This is a genomic window from Parvularculales bacterium (genome assembly GCA_036881865.1).
In the GTDB taxonomy this organism is placed as follows: domain Bacteria; phylum Pseudomonadota; class Alphaproteobacteria; order JAPOUT01; family JBAJNM01; genus JBAJNM01.
Genome location: JBAJNM010000054.1, coordinates 1 through 14,472, shown reverse-complemented (window position 1 = coordinate 14,472; position 14,472 = coordinate 1). Strand labels below are relative to the sequence as shown.

The 14,472-nt window shown below is 45.4% G+C and carries 16 protein-coding genes; 10 read left to right on the top strand and 6 right to left on the bottom strand.

Annotated features, from left to right (window positions below; all coding sequences use genetic code 11):
* Positions 1-1,102: 1,102 nt before the first annotated feature.
* Together V6Z81_09505 and V6Z81_09500 are read right to left on the bottom strand one after the other, a co-directional pair.
* Entirely contained in the window at positions 1,103-1,462 is a 360-nt protein-coding gene (locus V6Z81_09505; protein ID MEG9862699.1) for a hypothetical protein, read from the bottom strand.
* A 454-nt stretch (positions 1,463-1,916) separates the two neighbouring features.
* On the bottom strand, positions 1,917-2,261 hold the full coding sequence (locus V6Z81_09500; GenBank protein ID MEG9862698.1) for a hypothetical protein: 345 nt from the start codon (positions 2,259-2,261) through the stop codon (positions 1,917-1,919).
* Here V6Z81_09500 and V6Z81_09495 point away from each other — a divergent pair.
* Together V6Z81_09495 and V6Z81_09490 are read left to right on the top strand one after the other, a co-directional pair.
* The gene (locus V6Z81_09495) at positions 2,205-2,759 is read left to right on the top strand and encodes a type IV toxin-antitoxin system AbiEi family antitoxin (protein ID MEG9862697.1); all 555 of its coding nucleotides are present in this window, start codon (positions 2,205-2,207) and stop codon (positions 2,757-2,759) included. The two genes, V6Z81_09500 and V6Z81_09495, sit on opposite strands and share 57 nt — an antisense overlap.
* A complete protein-coding gene (locus V6Z81_09490; protein MEG9862696.1) occupies positions 2,756-3,586 on the top strand; it encodes a nucleotidyl transferase AbiEii/AbiGii toxin family protein in 831 nt (276 codons plus the stop codon). Before V6Z81_09495 ends, V6Z81_09490 begins: the two co-directional genes overlap by 4 nt.
* A 113-nt stretch (positions 3,587-3,699) precedes the next feature.
* On the opposite strand, the gene V6Z81_09485 is transcribed toward V6Z81_09490, so the two are convergent.
* Positions 3,700-3,900, bottom strand: coding sequence for a hypothetical protein (locus tag V6Z81_09485; GenBank protein MEG9862695.1), 201 nt, complete (start codon positions 3,898-3,900; stop codon positions 3,700-3,702).
* 1,017 nt (positions 3,901-4,917) lie between these two features.
* Between V6Z81_09485 and V6Z81_09480 the strand changes: the two genes are divergently transcribed.
* The 6 genes from V6Z81_09480 (at position 4,918) to V6Z81_09455 (ending at position 11,096) form a co-directional block, all read left to right on the top strand.
* On the top strand, positions 4,918-5,448 hold the full coding sequence (locus tag V6Z81_09480) for a hypothetical protein (protein ID MEG9862694.1): 531 nt from the start codon (positions 4,918-4,920) through the stop codon (positions 5,446-5,448).
* 77 nt (positions 5,449-5,525) lie between these two features.
* Entirely contained in the window at positions 5,526-7,574 is a 2,049-nt protein-coding gene (locus tag V6Z81_09475; protein ID MEG9862693.1) for an ankyrin repeat domain-containing protein, read from the top strand.
* Positions 7,575-8,140: 566 nt separating this feature from the next.
* Positions 8,141-8,716, top strand: a complete 576-nt coding sequence (locus V6Z81_09470; GenBank protein MEG9862692.1) for an ankyrin repeat domain-containing protein — start codon at positions 8,141-8,143, stop codon at positions 8,714-8,716.
* Between the two features lie 92 nt (positions 8,717-8,808).
* Positions 8,809-9,240, top strand: coding sequence for a hypothetical protein (locus V6Z81_09465; GenBank protein ID MEG9862691.1), 432 nt, complete (start codon positions 8,809-8,811; stop codon positions 9,238-9,240).
* Positions 9,237-10,037 (top strand): SPFH domain-containing protein, encoded by an 801-nt coding sequence (locus V6Z81_09460; protein ID MEG9862690.1) that lies wholly within the window; start codon positions 9,237-9,239, stop codon positions 10,035-10,037. The genes V6Z81_09465 and V6Z81_09460 overlap by 4 nt, the downstream gene beginning before the upstream one ends.
* A 210-nt stretch (positions 10,038-10,247) precedes the next feature.
* Positions 10,248-11,096, top strand: coding sequence for an ankyrin repeat domain-containing protein (locus V6Z81_09455; protein MEG9862689.1), 849 nt, complete (start codon positions 10,248-10,250; stop codon positions 11,094-11,096).
* Between the two features lie 1,090 nt (positions 11,097-12,186).
* Here the strand turns inward: V6Z81_09455 and V6Z81_09450 are convergent.
* Genes V6Z81_09450 through V6Z81_09440 form a run of 3 tightly spaced genes read right to left on the bottom strand, consistent with a single transcriptional unit; the run spans position 12,187 to position 13,598 of the window.
* The gene (locus V6Z81_09450; GenBank protein MEG9862688.1) at positions 12,187-12,546 is read right to left on the bottom strand and encodes a hypothetical protein; all 360 of its coding nucleotides are present in this window, start codon (positions 12,544-12,546) and stop codon (positions 12,187-12,189) included.
* 50 nt (positions 12,547-12,596) lie between these two features.
* The gene (locus V6Z81_09445) at positions 12,597-13,181 is read right to left on the bottom strand and encodes a hypothetical protein (protein ID MEG9862687.1); all 585 of its coding nucleotides are present in this window, start codon (positions 13,179-13,181) and stop codon (positions 12,597-12,599) included.
* Between the two features lie 57 nt (positions 13,182-13,238).
* Positions 13,239-13,598, bottom strand: a complete 360-nt coding sequence (locus tag V6Z81_09440) for a hypothetical protein (GenBank protein MEG9862686.1) — start codon at positions 13,596-13,598, stop codon at positions 13,239-13,241.
* A 39-nt stretch (positions 13,599-13,637) separates the two neighbouring features.
* Between V6Z81_09440 and umuD the strand changes: the two genes are divergently transcribed.
* Both umuD and V6Z81_09430 read left to right on the top strand, forming a co-directional pair.
* Positions 13,638-14,102 (top strand): translesion error-prone DNA polymerase V autoproteolytic subunit, encoded by a 465-nt coding sequence (umuD, locus tag V6Z81_09435; protein MEG9862685.1) that lies wholly within the window; start codon positions 13,638-13,640, stop codon positions 14,100-14,102.
* Positions 14,099-14,472 (top strand): hypothetical protein (locus tag V6Z81_09430; GenBank protein ID MEG9862684.1); only part of this gene is annotated, 374 nt, incomplete at its 3' end. The genes umuD and V6Z81_09430, both read left to right, overlap by 4 nt.

Below are 14,472 nucleotides of genomic sequence, written 5' to 3'. Positions count from 1 at the left end.
TCCTCAAAACCGGCAACCGCCATGGTGATGCGATAGTCATTCTCACCGGTCCGCTCAATGTTATAGGGCGGATACCCGGCATTATCGCCACCTTTGGTCAGAGTATCAAAAAAAGGCGCAAGGCGGTCAAAGCCGACTGTAGACCTGTAAAGAGGTGTAAAATCAAAATAGCTCATATCATTCTCCTTTGAAGCAATGTTTCATCAATCACTATGTTTAAGGGAGGCCCGTAAGGCACCTGCCTCATTATGTTGATGTGGGATGCTAAGGTGGAAATTTCAAGGGGCGGAAAAAACGATTTTTATGACACTAATTATTATGAAAGGGTAAGGCCTCATGCCATATTCATGGGGTTTAATTCTCTTTATTTCCATTTTTCTTATCAGAAACGAGGGCAGGGGTATCGGACTGTTTTGTCTCTCTCATCTTTAATATTGCCTCCTCGCTAAGTAGGTTCCGTTCATCCCCCAGCCGTATCCACCCTCCGCGCATAGGGCGGGATATACCGATTTTTCTTGACCTAAAATAGCGGCCCATACGCTTTAGCGGGTTATTTCTTTTCACAATCTATCTACCCTCAAAATCTTTCAATAACTAATCTGCTTCACCCTAAACAGGGCACACTTTATATAGAGAAAAAATATTAGAGTTCAATACTAGCAGTTTTTTCGGTTTTGTTTTGCCGTATTCCTGACAAATCTCTTGAGATGCTGCATCACAAATATCCGGGATAAGCGATATATAGGGGCTAGGGTAGGGGGTTGAGCTTGATCTCTTGGGAACCCTTATCCCAACTCAAAATATAAAACGGCAAGCCTAATGTTTTGGGCTTGGCCATATTGTCGTTATTACTCAAAGAGCTCCGTCAGGTCTGGAGGTTATATTGTGAAGGATCTCCTCAAACAGTTTCCCTTAACATTATCTAACTCCTTTCAATTAAGCTTCCTATAAACCATATACTTAAAGGTCTCGCTCAATGATTTCTGTGGCAAAGTGGCCGCATAAACGTTTGCCTCTCCCTTTGTCACAAATGTATTTCCAAGATCAAGCCTTGAGCTAATTGTCCCGTCTATGCGCCCTATTCGTACAAGCATATACGCCATCAGATGCTACCGGAGTTTATATGGTGAATGATCTCGTCAAACAGCTTCTTCAACTTTTCTTTTGAAACGCCGGGGGGCTTAAACGGAAGGAACGCGCAATCCTGAAAGATCATGGCTTTGTTCCGGAAAACCGGAAAGAGTGGCCATCGGCAGAAATAATGAAAGTGTTCTGACGTAAGCCAAGGACCCGCCGCGCGGGGAGGTGGCTCAGAGCTGGTCTTTTTAGGTAGCAAGTACCGTGAAGACACTGGCAGGTCATTACCCGCATCGCTCCAGCGCAGGAAGAGCAGTCCAGACTCGAAACCTACATTATGCAGGTCAGTAATTGAGTTTTGCTCTTCAGATGTAATTTCAGCCATCAATCAATAGTACCATAAACAAACCATCGGAGGTTCTAATCAATACCGAATTGACCCTTCCCCATTTAACTGGTCCCCCTGAATGTTAGTGAAGATGTACCCCACACTAATCAAGTAACGGTCATAAACTAACTTTCAAACTGAACCAGTTAAATGGAGCCAGTTCAGGATGCAATTGAACACATTGAAGTTTCGGTTTGGTCTCAATTTTCGTACGCATTAGGATGCATGCAAGGCTCTCACGCTCATCCGGACAGAAAGATGATAAAGAGGCCAATTCCGACATCCCCTATACGGCTCTTTTGCTCTGCCGTTATCTGAATATCAAGAAAAAGGGTACTAAAACCCCTTTACCGACCGCCGACGTTGCGCCAGGAGCGCCCAAAGTGCAGGCTGGTGGGGGGTAGGTCACCCCTTTTCAATAAGTAAAACTGCCGTTTTCACATTAATGGCCTCACAATAAAGCCATTTGCATAATGTAGCAGAAGAGCGTATGACGATGCCCATGTCCTATGCCCGCGACTATATCGATGATCTCAGCCGGTCCGGACGGTGTCATTTCACGACCGCAGAAGCCCGCGACGCTCTGAGCGCAAGCCCGGAAGCGATCCGTCATGCGCTCTACCGGCTCGGCAAGGAGAAGCTGATCGCGCACCCGGCTCATAACTTCTACGTCATCCTGAAAGAGCGCTACACAAGAATATGGGGCTGCCTTCCGGCCACAGAATTTATTCCTGCGCTGATGGAGCATCTCGGCCTCAACTACTATGCCGGATTGATGACCGCATCTGATTTTCATGGCGCATCCCATCAGATACCAATGGTATTCCAGGTGATGGTGGAACGTCCGCGGCGCATGCTCCGGTGCGGCCGTATCAGGGTGCGTTTTGTTGTCCGCAAGCAGCTGGATCATATCCCGACAGAGAACATCAGCCTGACGCGTGCCCCGCTCCCGATCGTCACCTCAACACCGGAGGCAACCGCCATTGACCTTGTCGGTTACGCACACCGCGCCGCCGGTATCGATAATGTGGCCACCATCATCACGGAAATGGGAGAGCGGATAGACCCAGACCTTCTAGTAAAGGCGGCAGCGACTGCACCCGTTACCTGGGCGCAGCGTCTCGGCCATGTGATGGAGTACACGGGCCATGGCGAAAGAGCGGTACCACTCAAGGATTATGTAAAATCGCAAGCGAAGACGGTGACTCCCCTGCAGCCGGGAATGCCCCTGCAGCGGATTGTCGATGATGGCTGGAAGCTCGACATCAACCATGAACTGGACCCTGATCTATGAGCCATCCTGACATGATACGCCCCGAGCAAATAGAGGAGTGGGCGGAAAAGACACCATGGACTGATCCTCGGCAGGTAGAACAGGACATGGTCGTCTCCCGTGCGGTCGCGGATATTTTTTCCCACCCGGAGATTCAGGACCGAATCTACTTTATCGGAGGGACAGCGCTCAACAAGATCCACATGGATAAGCCCTCCCGCTTCTCCGAAGATATTGACCTCATTCAGGTCAGGGACAAAGACCTCGCCCCGACCATTGACGCTATACGCTTCGGTCTTGACCCCTGGCTTAACAAGCCTGTACGGGAGGGGCAGGAGCGCGGCAAGAGCAAAAGCTATATTTACAAACTCTACTACCGGTTGCCGTCGCAGGAAAATCCGAAAAAACCCGTCCAACTCAAAATAGAAATCAACACACGGGACCATGATCATGTATTCGGTCTGGAGAAGAAGCCTTATGAAATGTCATCATCATGGCATTCCGGCAATGCGATCGTGCCGATACCAAACGTTCATGAACTCATCGGCAGAAAAATGAACGCTCTCTACGAGCGGAGCCGGGGTCGTGACCTCTTTGACATTGGACATGCTATCCGGGAAGGAATAGCTGACCCGGAGTGGGTAATCGAAGCGTTGAACAAACTTAGAGAGAATAGGGGTGCGGAGCCACTCTCCCGTGAAGATTTTGAAGCCCGGCTTCGTTCAAGAGTCGATAATGTAGCATTCAAAGCTGATATGGATGATCTCATGCCTGATGATCAAAAGCAGGACATCGCCGCGGATACGGCCTTGGTCATCCACCATCTGGTTGAACGGCTGCCAACGTGATCCTCCGATTTAACTGGTCCACCTTGAGTGTCAGGGAATATGTGATCCTAGCTTACCTAGAAAGGTCATATACTAACTTTCAAACTGGACGTGTTGATGGGGACAACTCACACCTACCATGATGCCCAGCGGCACACGTATTGACCCGGACTTTCCATATAATTTTTAATACCTACTTGTCTTATGCACTGTTGGAATGGCGAAAAAATAAAATATAGTGCAACGAGAATTATTCCTAAAACAACTACCCATTTGAAAATTATGCCTTGAAGGTCTTCTTTGGTCAATGGTTTATTTGAATCATCATCACTCATGGAACTAATCCTAAAAATTATTATCTCATTAGTCTAATTTTAAATTATAAGATATTTTGAAGTCAAATATATTATATATATATTACCCTAAAGCTGTTGGAAATACCTCAACCTGATGCAATGTCTTCTATTTTCTTTAGTAAGACGTTCTAGAATTTCATCATAAACAAGACTGGAGTCACTTATGGAAAATAATCTATGAAGAGATGCACATATTTATTAATTTTATCAAATATATTTTGTCCCTTTTCAATCCTAGATAACCACGTGTCAAATTCTCCTTGATCACGATGCGCTTCCATTAGTTCATTTTTTTCAGCCAACTTGTCTGTTGATTTGAGAGTTAAAGTTACAGCGCTTTAATGTATAGTTACTTTACCTTCTAGCTTAAGCCCAAGAGCTGAATCAAAATCCTTAATTACTTTGTCATGTTCGTCTGTTCTAGCCCACACCGTACCTCGAATCGTATGTGCCATTGCAGCTCCTAGTTCTCCTGAACCATACAGCTCTATGGCTTTAGTACAGTCTTCTAGTACCTTGTAATTTTCACCCTTCTCGTTGCAAGCTGCACCTCGGATTGTATAAACCCCCGATCACACTCGTGGTATCAGGTGACGCATCCGGCGCGTCACCCTGATAGAAACCGGAAATGCTAATCTCCGGTGGTCCAAAGAAGGGTAGCACTGCAAGAAACCGGAAATGCTAATCTCCGGTGGTCCAAAGAAGGGGAGCACTGCACCCGGCCATACACTCACTTTCAAACCTGACCTGCTGATAGGGGCAGTTCAGTAAAGGCGTTTCGCATGGCTGCGGGAAACGGGCAGACGCATCAGAAAGGAACTTTGAAGAAAAGAACAGGGCTGAAAAGATAAAATACTCAAACTAAGATACTACCACCAGCACATGTAAATATTTATTGTTTGATATTCCAATAATATGCAGATAAGTTATTCAGAAGTTTTTTCTGAGAGCTGGAGTATAATAATAATGACATTGAACCTAAGAGTTTTTTCTTTAATGACCGTGTTGATCTTTAGTGTTTCTGCTTGTGGCGGTGGCCCTGAGATAGGTGAATCCCTCTATAGGTCAGGTGAGGTAGGTGTCGCCAAAGCGGTTCAGCGATGCCGTGTACTTGAAGTGCGTGAGATTTCCATCCGCGATGATGACGCTGAGAAGCAAGGTCAGGCACTTGGGGGACTTGCCGGAGGACTTTTAGGACATGTCACAGGTAAAACTGTAGGTAGCGGCTCGGGTCAGGATATTGCATCAGCGGGAAGCGCGATAGCAGGTGCTCTCGGAGGTGCGCTTGTTGGTGAGGCTATTGGAAAGTCTAGAGGAACACGTAAGGGATTGGAGTATTCAATACTGACTGACGAAGGTCAGGAGATTACTTTTACTCAGGAGTTTCTGGAAGGAGACAGGATTGTGCAGGCTGGTGAAACGTGTCGATTGCAGGTTGCCGATAATCGCAATCGGGTTTTACCCACAGAGCAGTTGCCTGAATCTGTTCAGAGACCAAAGACTACTACTTTTGCTCCTCGGTGGTAATACTCTTATAGACCCGTGCCTCTATATGGCTTGACGAGAAAAGCCATCTTTGAAGAAGCCAACCCAAAGAATGAGGCTTGAGAACAAAAGTGGATATTTTTCTATCACTTCATTTTAGAGTACCTATAGCGGTTCTGTGGTGTCTGCTTGTCTTGTCTTTCCTGCACTCTCCGCTTCAGGCGAAAGAAAATGTATTGCTGGATAAAACATTTTGGCATACGGCCTCGGCTGCGGAGGTAGCGTCCGCTATCAAGAGTGGGAACGATATAGATGCCCGCGATGCTGAAAATGGAGGAACACCTCTGCACTGGGCGGCTGGCTTTAGCCCAACACCGAAGGTAGTAGAATTGTTATTATATTTGGGGGCCGATATAAATGCCCGCGCGGAACATGACTGGATGCCCATTCATGTTGCGGCGCAAAATAGCAAAACTCCAGCAGTAGTGAAACTGTTACTTGACTGGGGGGCCGATTGCACGGCACGAGTCAAAGGGGGAAAAACACCATTTGACCTTATTCAGGACAATGAAGTTCTGAAAGGCACTCTAGTCTCTCGACAATTTTTGGCACAGAACAAAGACTGTGTTGGAGGCCGGCAAATACACCCAGAAAGAAATGTTAAGAGAAATGTATTGTTGAATCCGCGGTTCTGGGCTTCGTCTACAACTGAAACTGTGTCAATGTTAAAACTGATACTTGACAGTGGGACCAATATTGATATCCGCGATATGGATGGAAAGACACCCCTGCATTTGGCGGCAGATAAGAGCCAAATTCCGGGTTTAGTGGATATGTTACTAGAGCATGGGGCTGACGATGTAGCTCAAGACAAATCAGGAAAAACACCATCTGACTATGCACAGACTAATAAGGCTCTAAAGGGTACAAAGGCCTTTCTGCGGCTTAACGCCGCTACAATTCAGGCGCAAGAGCAGGCGCGCAAAAAGGCGCAAGAGCAGGCGCGAAAAGAGGCACAACAGCTGGCGCGAAAAGAGGCGCAAGAGCAGGCGCGAAAAATGTTGCTGGATCCAGTATTTTGGGAAACGGCGACTTTGGCGGATTTAAGGAAAGCCATAAAAGGTGGTGCGGACATTAACGCTCGCAAAAAGGATGGATCTACCCCCCTGCATTTTGCCGCAGCCTATAGCATAACACCAGCGGTAGTGGAAATGTTGCTCGCCTATTCTTCAGACATTGAGGCCCGCACCGAGGATGGATTAACACCCCTACATTTTGCTGCGGCCTATAGCAAAACACCAGCGGTGGTGGAGATGCTGTTATCATGGGAAGCAGAATGTCAGGCGCTGGATAATTCGGATCAAACACCTTTTTTCTATGCACAGACCAACGAAGCTCTAAAGGGAACCCAGCCTTACTTGCGACTTCAGTCGCACAATCAAGATTGTGCAGTAGATCGGAAAAAGGACCCAACTACTGTGGTAAGTAACCCAACTACTGTAGTAAACAACCAACCAATTGTGGAGGAAAAAATAACAGACCCTGAGGCAGAAAGCACAGAGCAGGAAGAAAAAACAGACCTTGAGGCAGAAAGCACTGTGCAGTATAGACCCCCAGAAACACCTTTTTTCGATGCTCAAACCCCAGAGGCTGCAGAGTTTTGGAAAATAGCAACAGTGGCGGAAGTGGAAGCTGCCATCAAATCTGGTACTGATGTCAATACGATCTATGAAGGTGGGGGAACACCCCTACATTGGGCGGCAGCATATAACAATAATCCAGCAGTGGTCCAATTGTTGTTGGACCACGGTGCCGATATAAGTGCCCGTAGTACTGCAGGAGAAACGGTCCTGTTAGCCGCCATGAGGAACAAAGCACCATCTGTGGTGAAATTGCTACTGGACCGTGGGGCAGCGGCCTATATAAATGTCCCCGACCCGCAACTGGGGTATACGCCACTGCATGCTGCTGTGGTATTAGACCAATTGCCGATTGTGATAGAAATGCTAATGGATTACGGAGCCAATGGTGCGTTGCGGACCAGCGATGAATTCGGATTTACACCGCATGACTTATCTTATCGACTGGGTCGCTATAAGAACACCATGACCTATCATCGGCTTAGAGACGCTCACCCATTTGGGACACGGGGGCCTAGAAATTGGTGATAAATATGGCTGTTATGAACGGTTCAAGCATCGGCAATGATAGTGACGATCCCCTGAAGCCCTAAAATAAAGAAAATCCAACAATGTAATCAAAAGGGCTGGGGAAATCTGCATCGTGTTTCTAACTGTGCCTATTTTTCAAAGGTATATTTGCTACTCAATTAATTTATTCGAATTTTTTCACTCTTAATGCATAATCATACCTCTGGTAAGACCTAATGAGTTGCCACCATCAACAGGTCTGGTTCGAAATTTAGTTCATGATAGGTTCTGGTTCAGTTTGGGAATATCTTTGATGACATTTATAGTGGAACAAATTCATTGGGGAGAATCACGGGAAGACCCAGAGGGATGCTCCTACTAAATTCAATCAGAAATAGGGTTTCTCCCACCACCAACTAGGAAATCTATCTTACTCACTGCGTTTTATCCCCATCAAATAAATTTTTGCCATTTCAACACTATATCTGAGTGAGGACTTCCCTTGCTTGAATTTCGGTTGAATGGCAATATGGATATATGAAATTACTCATTGAGCGACCTGACCTATGGAAGGAAAATCAAAGATGATATACAAATTGAACATTTTTCTGGGGTGTCTTCTTCTATTGTCTGCCTTCAACTCTCCCCTTCAGGCAAAAGCTAATGTATTGCTTGATAAGTCGTTTTGGCAGACAGCCAGTGTTGCTGAAGTAGAGGCCGCTCTCAAACGTGGGGCCGATATAGATGCCCGTGATGAAAAAAATGGAGGAACGCCTCTGCACTGGGCCGCCGGCTATAGTTCCGAACCGATGGTGGTAGAACTGTTACTAAGCCGGGGAGCCGCTATAAATTCACGAGCTATAGATGGCTACACACCCCTGCATGTTGCAGCAGAACAAAGCAAAACACCGGCAGTGGTGGAACTGTTGCTGGAACGGGGAGCCGATATAGACACCCGTACTGAAAAGACCAGATCAACACCTCTCCATATTGCAGCACTATATAACCAAACACCAGATGTACTAAATGTGTTGCTGGATCGGGGAGCAAATGGCACTGTGCGGGACAAATCGGGAAAAACGCCATTTTACTACGCTTGGATTAATAAGGGTCTCATTGCTACTAAAGCCTATTGGCGGCTTAACGACATCCAATCCTGATAAGAATCTCTGTACGAGTGTAGTAGATGTAAAAGTCTGTAAGAGGGGTAGGCTATTTTGGATACTATTATAAAAGCCTATATAAATGTGGCATGACACATTACCTAATATTAGCAAGTATTAGCCTCTTTCTAATTGATATAGTGATCGCGTCAGAAATTGCTTCTTGGATAGCACTTGGACTGCTCACCTATGTTGCGGTTGATTATATTGGTGCTCCTTTGGAGTACAGCATCCCCCTCTATATCGCCATCTATTTTCTATTTATGATTTTATACTACATGGTGTGGCGGCGCTTTGTGGAGCCAATAATACACTCATTTATTGCGCCAAAAAAATACACAGCTAGGCAGGATGCATTAATTGGTAAATTTGCTGAGATAGTTAATATTGATGGCAATTATTTTGCCAAAGTTGAGGGGGAGGTGTTTCGCTTTGAAACGGATGAAGAAGTAAAAGAGGGCGAGTCTTATCGTATCTCAGACTTCGATTCTAATATTATTACTTTGAGAGGAAAGCAATGAGTTTACTCTATACAATTCCCCAGAATCAGGCATTGGTCATTGAACGGCTTGGAAAATTCAACCGTGTTCAAAGGGAAGGCATAGCCTTCAAACTGCCTTTTATTGAAGAAATCAAGAATGTTAGTGATTGGGGAGCGTTTGCCAATAGAGATGGTGAGTATATTGAGTTGGCAGAGCAACAACTGGATACGCCCCGGCGTCAATGCCAAACTTCAGATAATGTGACTGTTTCAACGAACGCATCAATTTACTATCGAATTATAGACATACAAAAAGCCGTTTATGAGGTTGACAATATGCCCCGTGCTCTGGGTGATATAGCCCTAAATGCATTGCGATCTGAAATTGGCAGGCGGGCGCTCGATAATTTGCTTAAAGAGCGACAGAACATAAACGAGAGTATTTCTGCTGCTCTGTCCGAAGCAACAGGGAATTGGGGGATATCGCTGAGCAGGGTCGAAGTTCAGGAATTGGATTATTCGTCAGAAACAGCAGATGCGATGTTGCAACAAATGTCAGCGGAAAGACGCCAGAGGGCGCTCGTTTCCGAGGCAACGGGTGAAGCGGATGCTATTAAGTTAAAAGCAAAGGCGCAAGCAGAAGCAATTCGTATGATTGCAGAGGCTGAAAGCGATTACATAAAACTGCTTATGGAAACTCTGGATAAAGATTCCGTAGCTCAAATATTGTTGTCTCAAAAATATCTTCAAGGAATGGAATTAATATCAAAAAATCCGGGTGATAAGGTTTTTATCCCAAACAGTTTTCAAGCTTTAATGGAATTAAAGTCCGACTGATAGAAATCTCCAATCACGTTGGAGGTGGGAGGGAGAATCAAGCCGCCAATAGTTGATGGGTGTTGCGATCTTACCCCTATAACTGAGCCGTTTAGATCAACTAAAAAGGAAACCTATGAAGCAATGAGTGCTGTTCTCGAATATAGTGGAGATTTTTTGTTTTTACGGCATGAAGGAAGATAAGACAAATATTATGGAAGGAAAATATATATGAGAACCAGAGTGAATGTTTTCCTAGGGTGTCTGTTTTTTTTCTCTGTCTTGCACTCTCCTATTCAGGCACAGGGTAATGTGTTGCTGAATAAAACGTTTTGGCTTACGGCCACGGTAGCCGATGTTGAGTCGGCTCTCAATGGTGGTGCTGATATAGATGCTCGTGATGACGAAAATGGAGGAACGCCCCTGCATTGGGCGGCTAGCCGTAGCACTCCAGCAGTGGTGGATCTATTACTAGATCGCGGGGCTGACTTAAGTGCCCGTTCTGTAGATGGCTGGACACCCCTGCACGTAGCTGCGCAAAGCAGTAAAACACCAGCGGTGGTGGAATTATTGCTGGATCGGGGATCAGATCTTACATTATTGGATAACTCTGGGAACACACCTTTTTTCTATGCTCAGTACAACGAGGCTCTCAAGGACACTGAAGTCTACAAACGGCTTAAGGTCGCCAATACTCAGGTACAAAAACAAGATACGGACACAAGAACCAACCGACGGGTTAATGATTCTCAAAGTCAGGCGCAGAATCAAGGTAGGGTTACCACACCAAATCGGCAGCGTAGTGACACCCAATTCAAGGCAGCATCTCAACAATATTTAAAGACATTTGATAAACAAATTATTGTCATATGGTCATGGGTTTACGAGATGGGAGTATGGTATGTAGATGGTATAATTAAACTTCTAGGCGTCTCTTTGTTTAACCTTCAGGAATTTGACCTACAGACTATAGGAGTTTTGTTAATAACTTGCCTTTTAGTACGTGCTATGGCAGTAGGATTTATTGAAGGAGTAAGGGAAAGGTTAAGAACAGATGAACGGAAATTATCTGATCTCTGAAACGATTAAACGATCAATCTTCTCTGTAGGACTACGTTTCACCTAATCACAACTGATTAGCACCTAAGGTTTTTTGTGGAGGCCTTAAGTCAGGAAAGTCGATGGGCCTACTTTCAAGGATTAGAGATACATTTTGGAGGTACGTTTCCGCTACGGTACTTTCCGAATTGATTCCATCGAATATAAGCATTTAAACACCCTCCTTCTACGAGGCTATTGTGTTCTCATCTTCTCTTTTCCCAAAACCTATTGATTGGAGAAAAAAGCCTACAGCTAGGCCTATTATGTAAGATGCTAGATCAACAAGAAAGTACACAATACTCAGAAGAAGAATGAAACCGAAAATACCGGGCATTTCTGAATAAAGCTGCTGAAGATGGGTTGTTATTTCCATATTGGGTACACTTAAACTTTATCTATATCTGTTTTAGCTAATCAGTTTTGAGCTATATATTTTTTTATTGATCTCATGTGGAAGAATTTCTTTACTAGTATAAAGACTATATAAGATGACACAATAATCACCAGCCCTTTGAAAAAGTCATCTATTGGAAGCAACATAATTTGTCCCCTTCCTAATTCCCACGTAATAATGAATGCTAGTAGGCCTAATATTATTGGAATCAAATTTAACCTTAATGGGGGTTTTGATTGATTGTTCACCCCAAATTCCAACTGCAGGTTTTCATCCTCACTTGTGCTTTTCCCAACACCAATGAGTCTCTTGATCCTTTTTCCCATCAACACCGCAATCCAGGACACCGACTTCGCAATAATAGGTAGAAATACTTCAAGAATCTTGATGGATATTATTATGGAATATTCAAGAAGCTTTAAACCTATTGCGATTATAATTTGGAACATCCAAAGATAGATTTGGATCATAAAAAATAGAAGCGCGTACATAATTTACCCTAACCCCTCACCAGTGCGATTGTCAAAGTGGGAATCAGTTTGAGTTGACGCCAATTAATTGGTCCACCCTGAATGTTAGTAAACTTATGTAACAGGAGGAGTACCTTGTAGGGAACAACAAAGTTCTGGAACGCATGCTAAGTATATAGAATCTTGCGTGAATACTGGCGAGCAGTTAACACCAACCCATGCGCCTTCCACCATCGTAAGGCCGTCCTAGCCCCTCTTCAATCAGACGTTGCCTGAGGGCTGGCGCATAAGAAAGAAGCCGGCCATACCTGCCCCGCTTACCGCTCAGGGTAATCTTGCCTGTTTCCTGCATATAGGCGCGGGTGACATCCCTTGCCTTGATAGCCAGTTCCTTTTCCCGATCGCACTTGCCTTTAATCTCCGGCGTATCAAAATCCGCAAAGCGTATTTTCTGCACCTCTATAGGAGCCGGTGAGTTTTCAAAGCGAATGGTGCATGTATCACCATCATAGCAACCCATAAGGCTGACCATATAAATCATGCCGGCAAACGTCACTTCAATCATGGTTCGCCAATACGCAGCATCTTAATAGTATTCACCCGCTTCCAGAATCCTTAGCTGTCCACTGCTTCCAGATTCCTATACAGTTCGTCAGTTTTCTCACCTTCCTGTGCGGCCTCTTTAAACAGGGCGCTAGCTTTATCAGCTTCCTGCGTTGCTTCTCTTAACAGAGCATCAGAGTTCTCATCTCCTTGCGCCGCTCTTTTAAACAGTTTTTCAGCGTCACGAGCAGTATAAACCGCTCTTGCATACAGGGAACCTGATCTCTCGGCATATTTCATCGCTTTGTCATAATAGATATTTCTGTTTGAAGGAATTGCTTGTTCCCATTTTGGTGCATGATCGATGACCCCTGGATGATTTTCCTGTCGGTCTTGTGGCTCCAACTGAACCAGAGGGGAGGGGGACTTCATCATAGGTTTTAACCAAATCAAGGGACTAAGCGTGACCTGCAGGGAAATAATATTCTGGTGAGCCTCCTCCGCCTCGATATACAAGGCCCTCCTTCTATAATGTGTCACAGTAGAGGTGGGCCCTTTCTGCGAGTCTGCGAAGTAATATTCAAGAGCATGCATGGCTGACGCAAAACACAGTTCCAAATGGATGCTCGCCTGCTCCATTCCGCCATCTTCAAGCATAAACAATCACCTCTATCCTTGTCAGGGTTGCATCCAACTCAGGATTAAAAAACTCATTCACTCTTTCGTCTCCGGCTGCAAGGGACTCTTTTTTCCCTCCTGAGCGTTTTGCAATGAAGCTTGCAGGGCAGGGGTCTTTACAGGAAGCAAGGCGCAATCCTGAAAGATCAAAGCTTTGCTTTGCAAAACAGGATAGAGTGGCCATAGAAAGAAATAATGAAAGTGCGCTGACGAAAGCCATGTATCCGCCGTGGGGGGAAGGGGAGCCGTGTTACCGTCCACCGGTAGAAAATAACGGCAGAATACCGGCATGGAGTGCTCCGTATCACCCCAGCAAAGACACAGTAGATCAGCCTCAAAGCCCACATTATTCAGATCCGGAATAGCGTTTTGCTCTTGGGATGTTACTTCAGCCATAAACAAATAACCCTATAACCCTGCAATAATGCGGCCTCCTTGCCATATATTATTGTTCACTATATGTTCTCTGTCAATATGGCTGACCAGACGATGAAATATATCCAGAAGAAGCATATTCCCCTGCCGTTGTTCAGTAGCCGGGTGGCGGCCGGATTTCCCTCTGCCGCAGACGACCATCTGGAAAAGCATCTTGATCTGAACGAACACCTGATTAAACATCCCACCGCGACATTCTTTCTCCGTGTCCGTGGAGATTCAATGATAGGGGCCGGCATTCATGACAATGATGTTCTGGTGGTTGATCGTAGCCTTGAGCCGGTGAACGGCAAGATTGTCATCGCCATTGTTGATGGTGATTTTACGGTTAAACGGCTCATCAGGAGGCAGGGCAAGACCCTGTTAGTGCCCGAAAATGATGTCTACGAACCAATCGAATTTACGGACAATCAGGATCTGGAAATCTGGGGTGTCGTGACCGGGGTTACCCGACAAGTCGGATGACTTCTCACTACACTCCATCATTTTATGCTCTGGTGGATTGCAATAATTTCTACGCGTCCTGTGAGCGTGTTTTCCAGCCCTCCTTGAATAACAAGCCCGTGGTGGTGCTATCCAATAATGACGGCTGTGTAATTGCCCGTTCTCTGGAGGCCAAGGCCTTAGGCATCCCTATGGGAGCACCGGCGCATCAATACGAAGATCTGATGAAGCAAAATAAGGTGGTGGTCTTTTCATCAAATTTTGCGCTGTATGGGGATATGTCATCGCGCGTGATGAAGTCCCTTCATGTTTTTAGTCCAGATGTCGAAGTCTACTCCATTGATGAAGCCTTTCTGGGGCTAGGGGGATTTGACCCCGGCACATTGCCGGA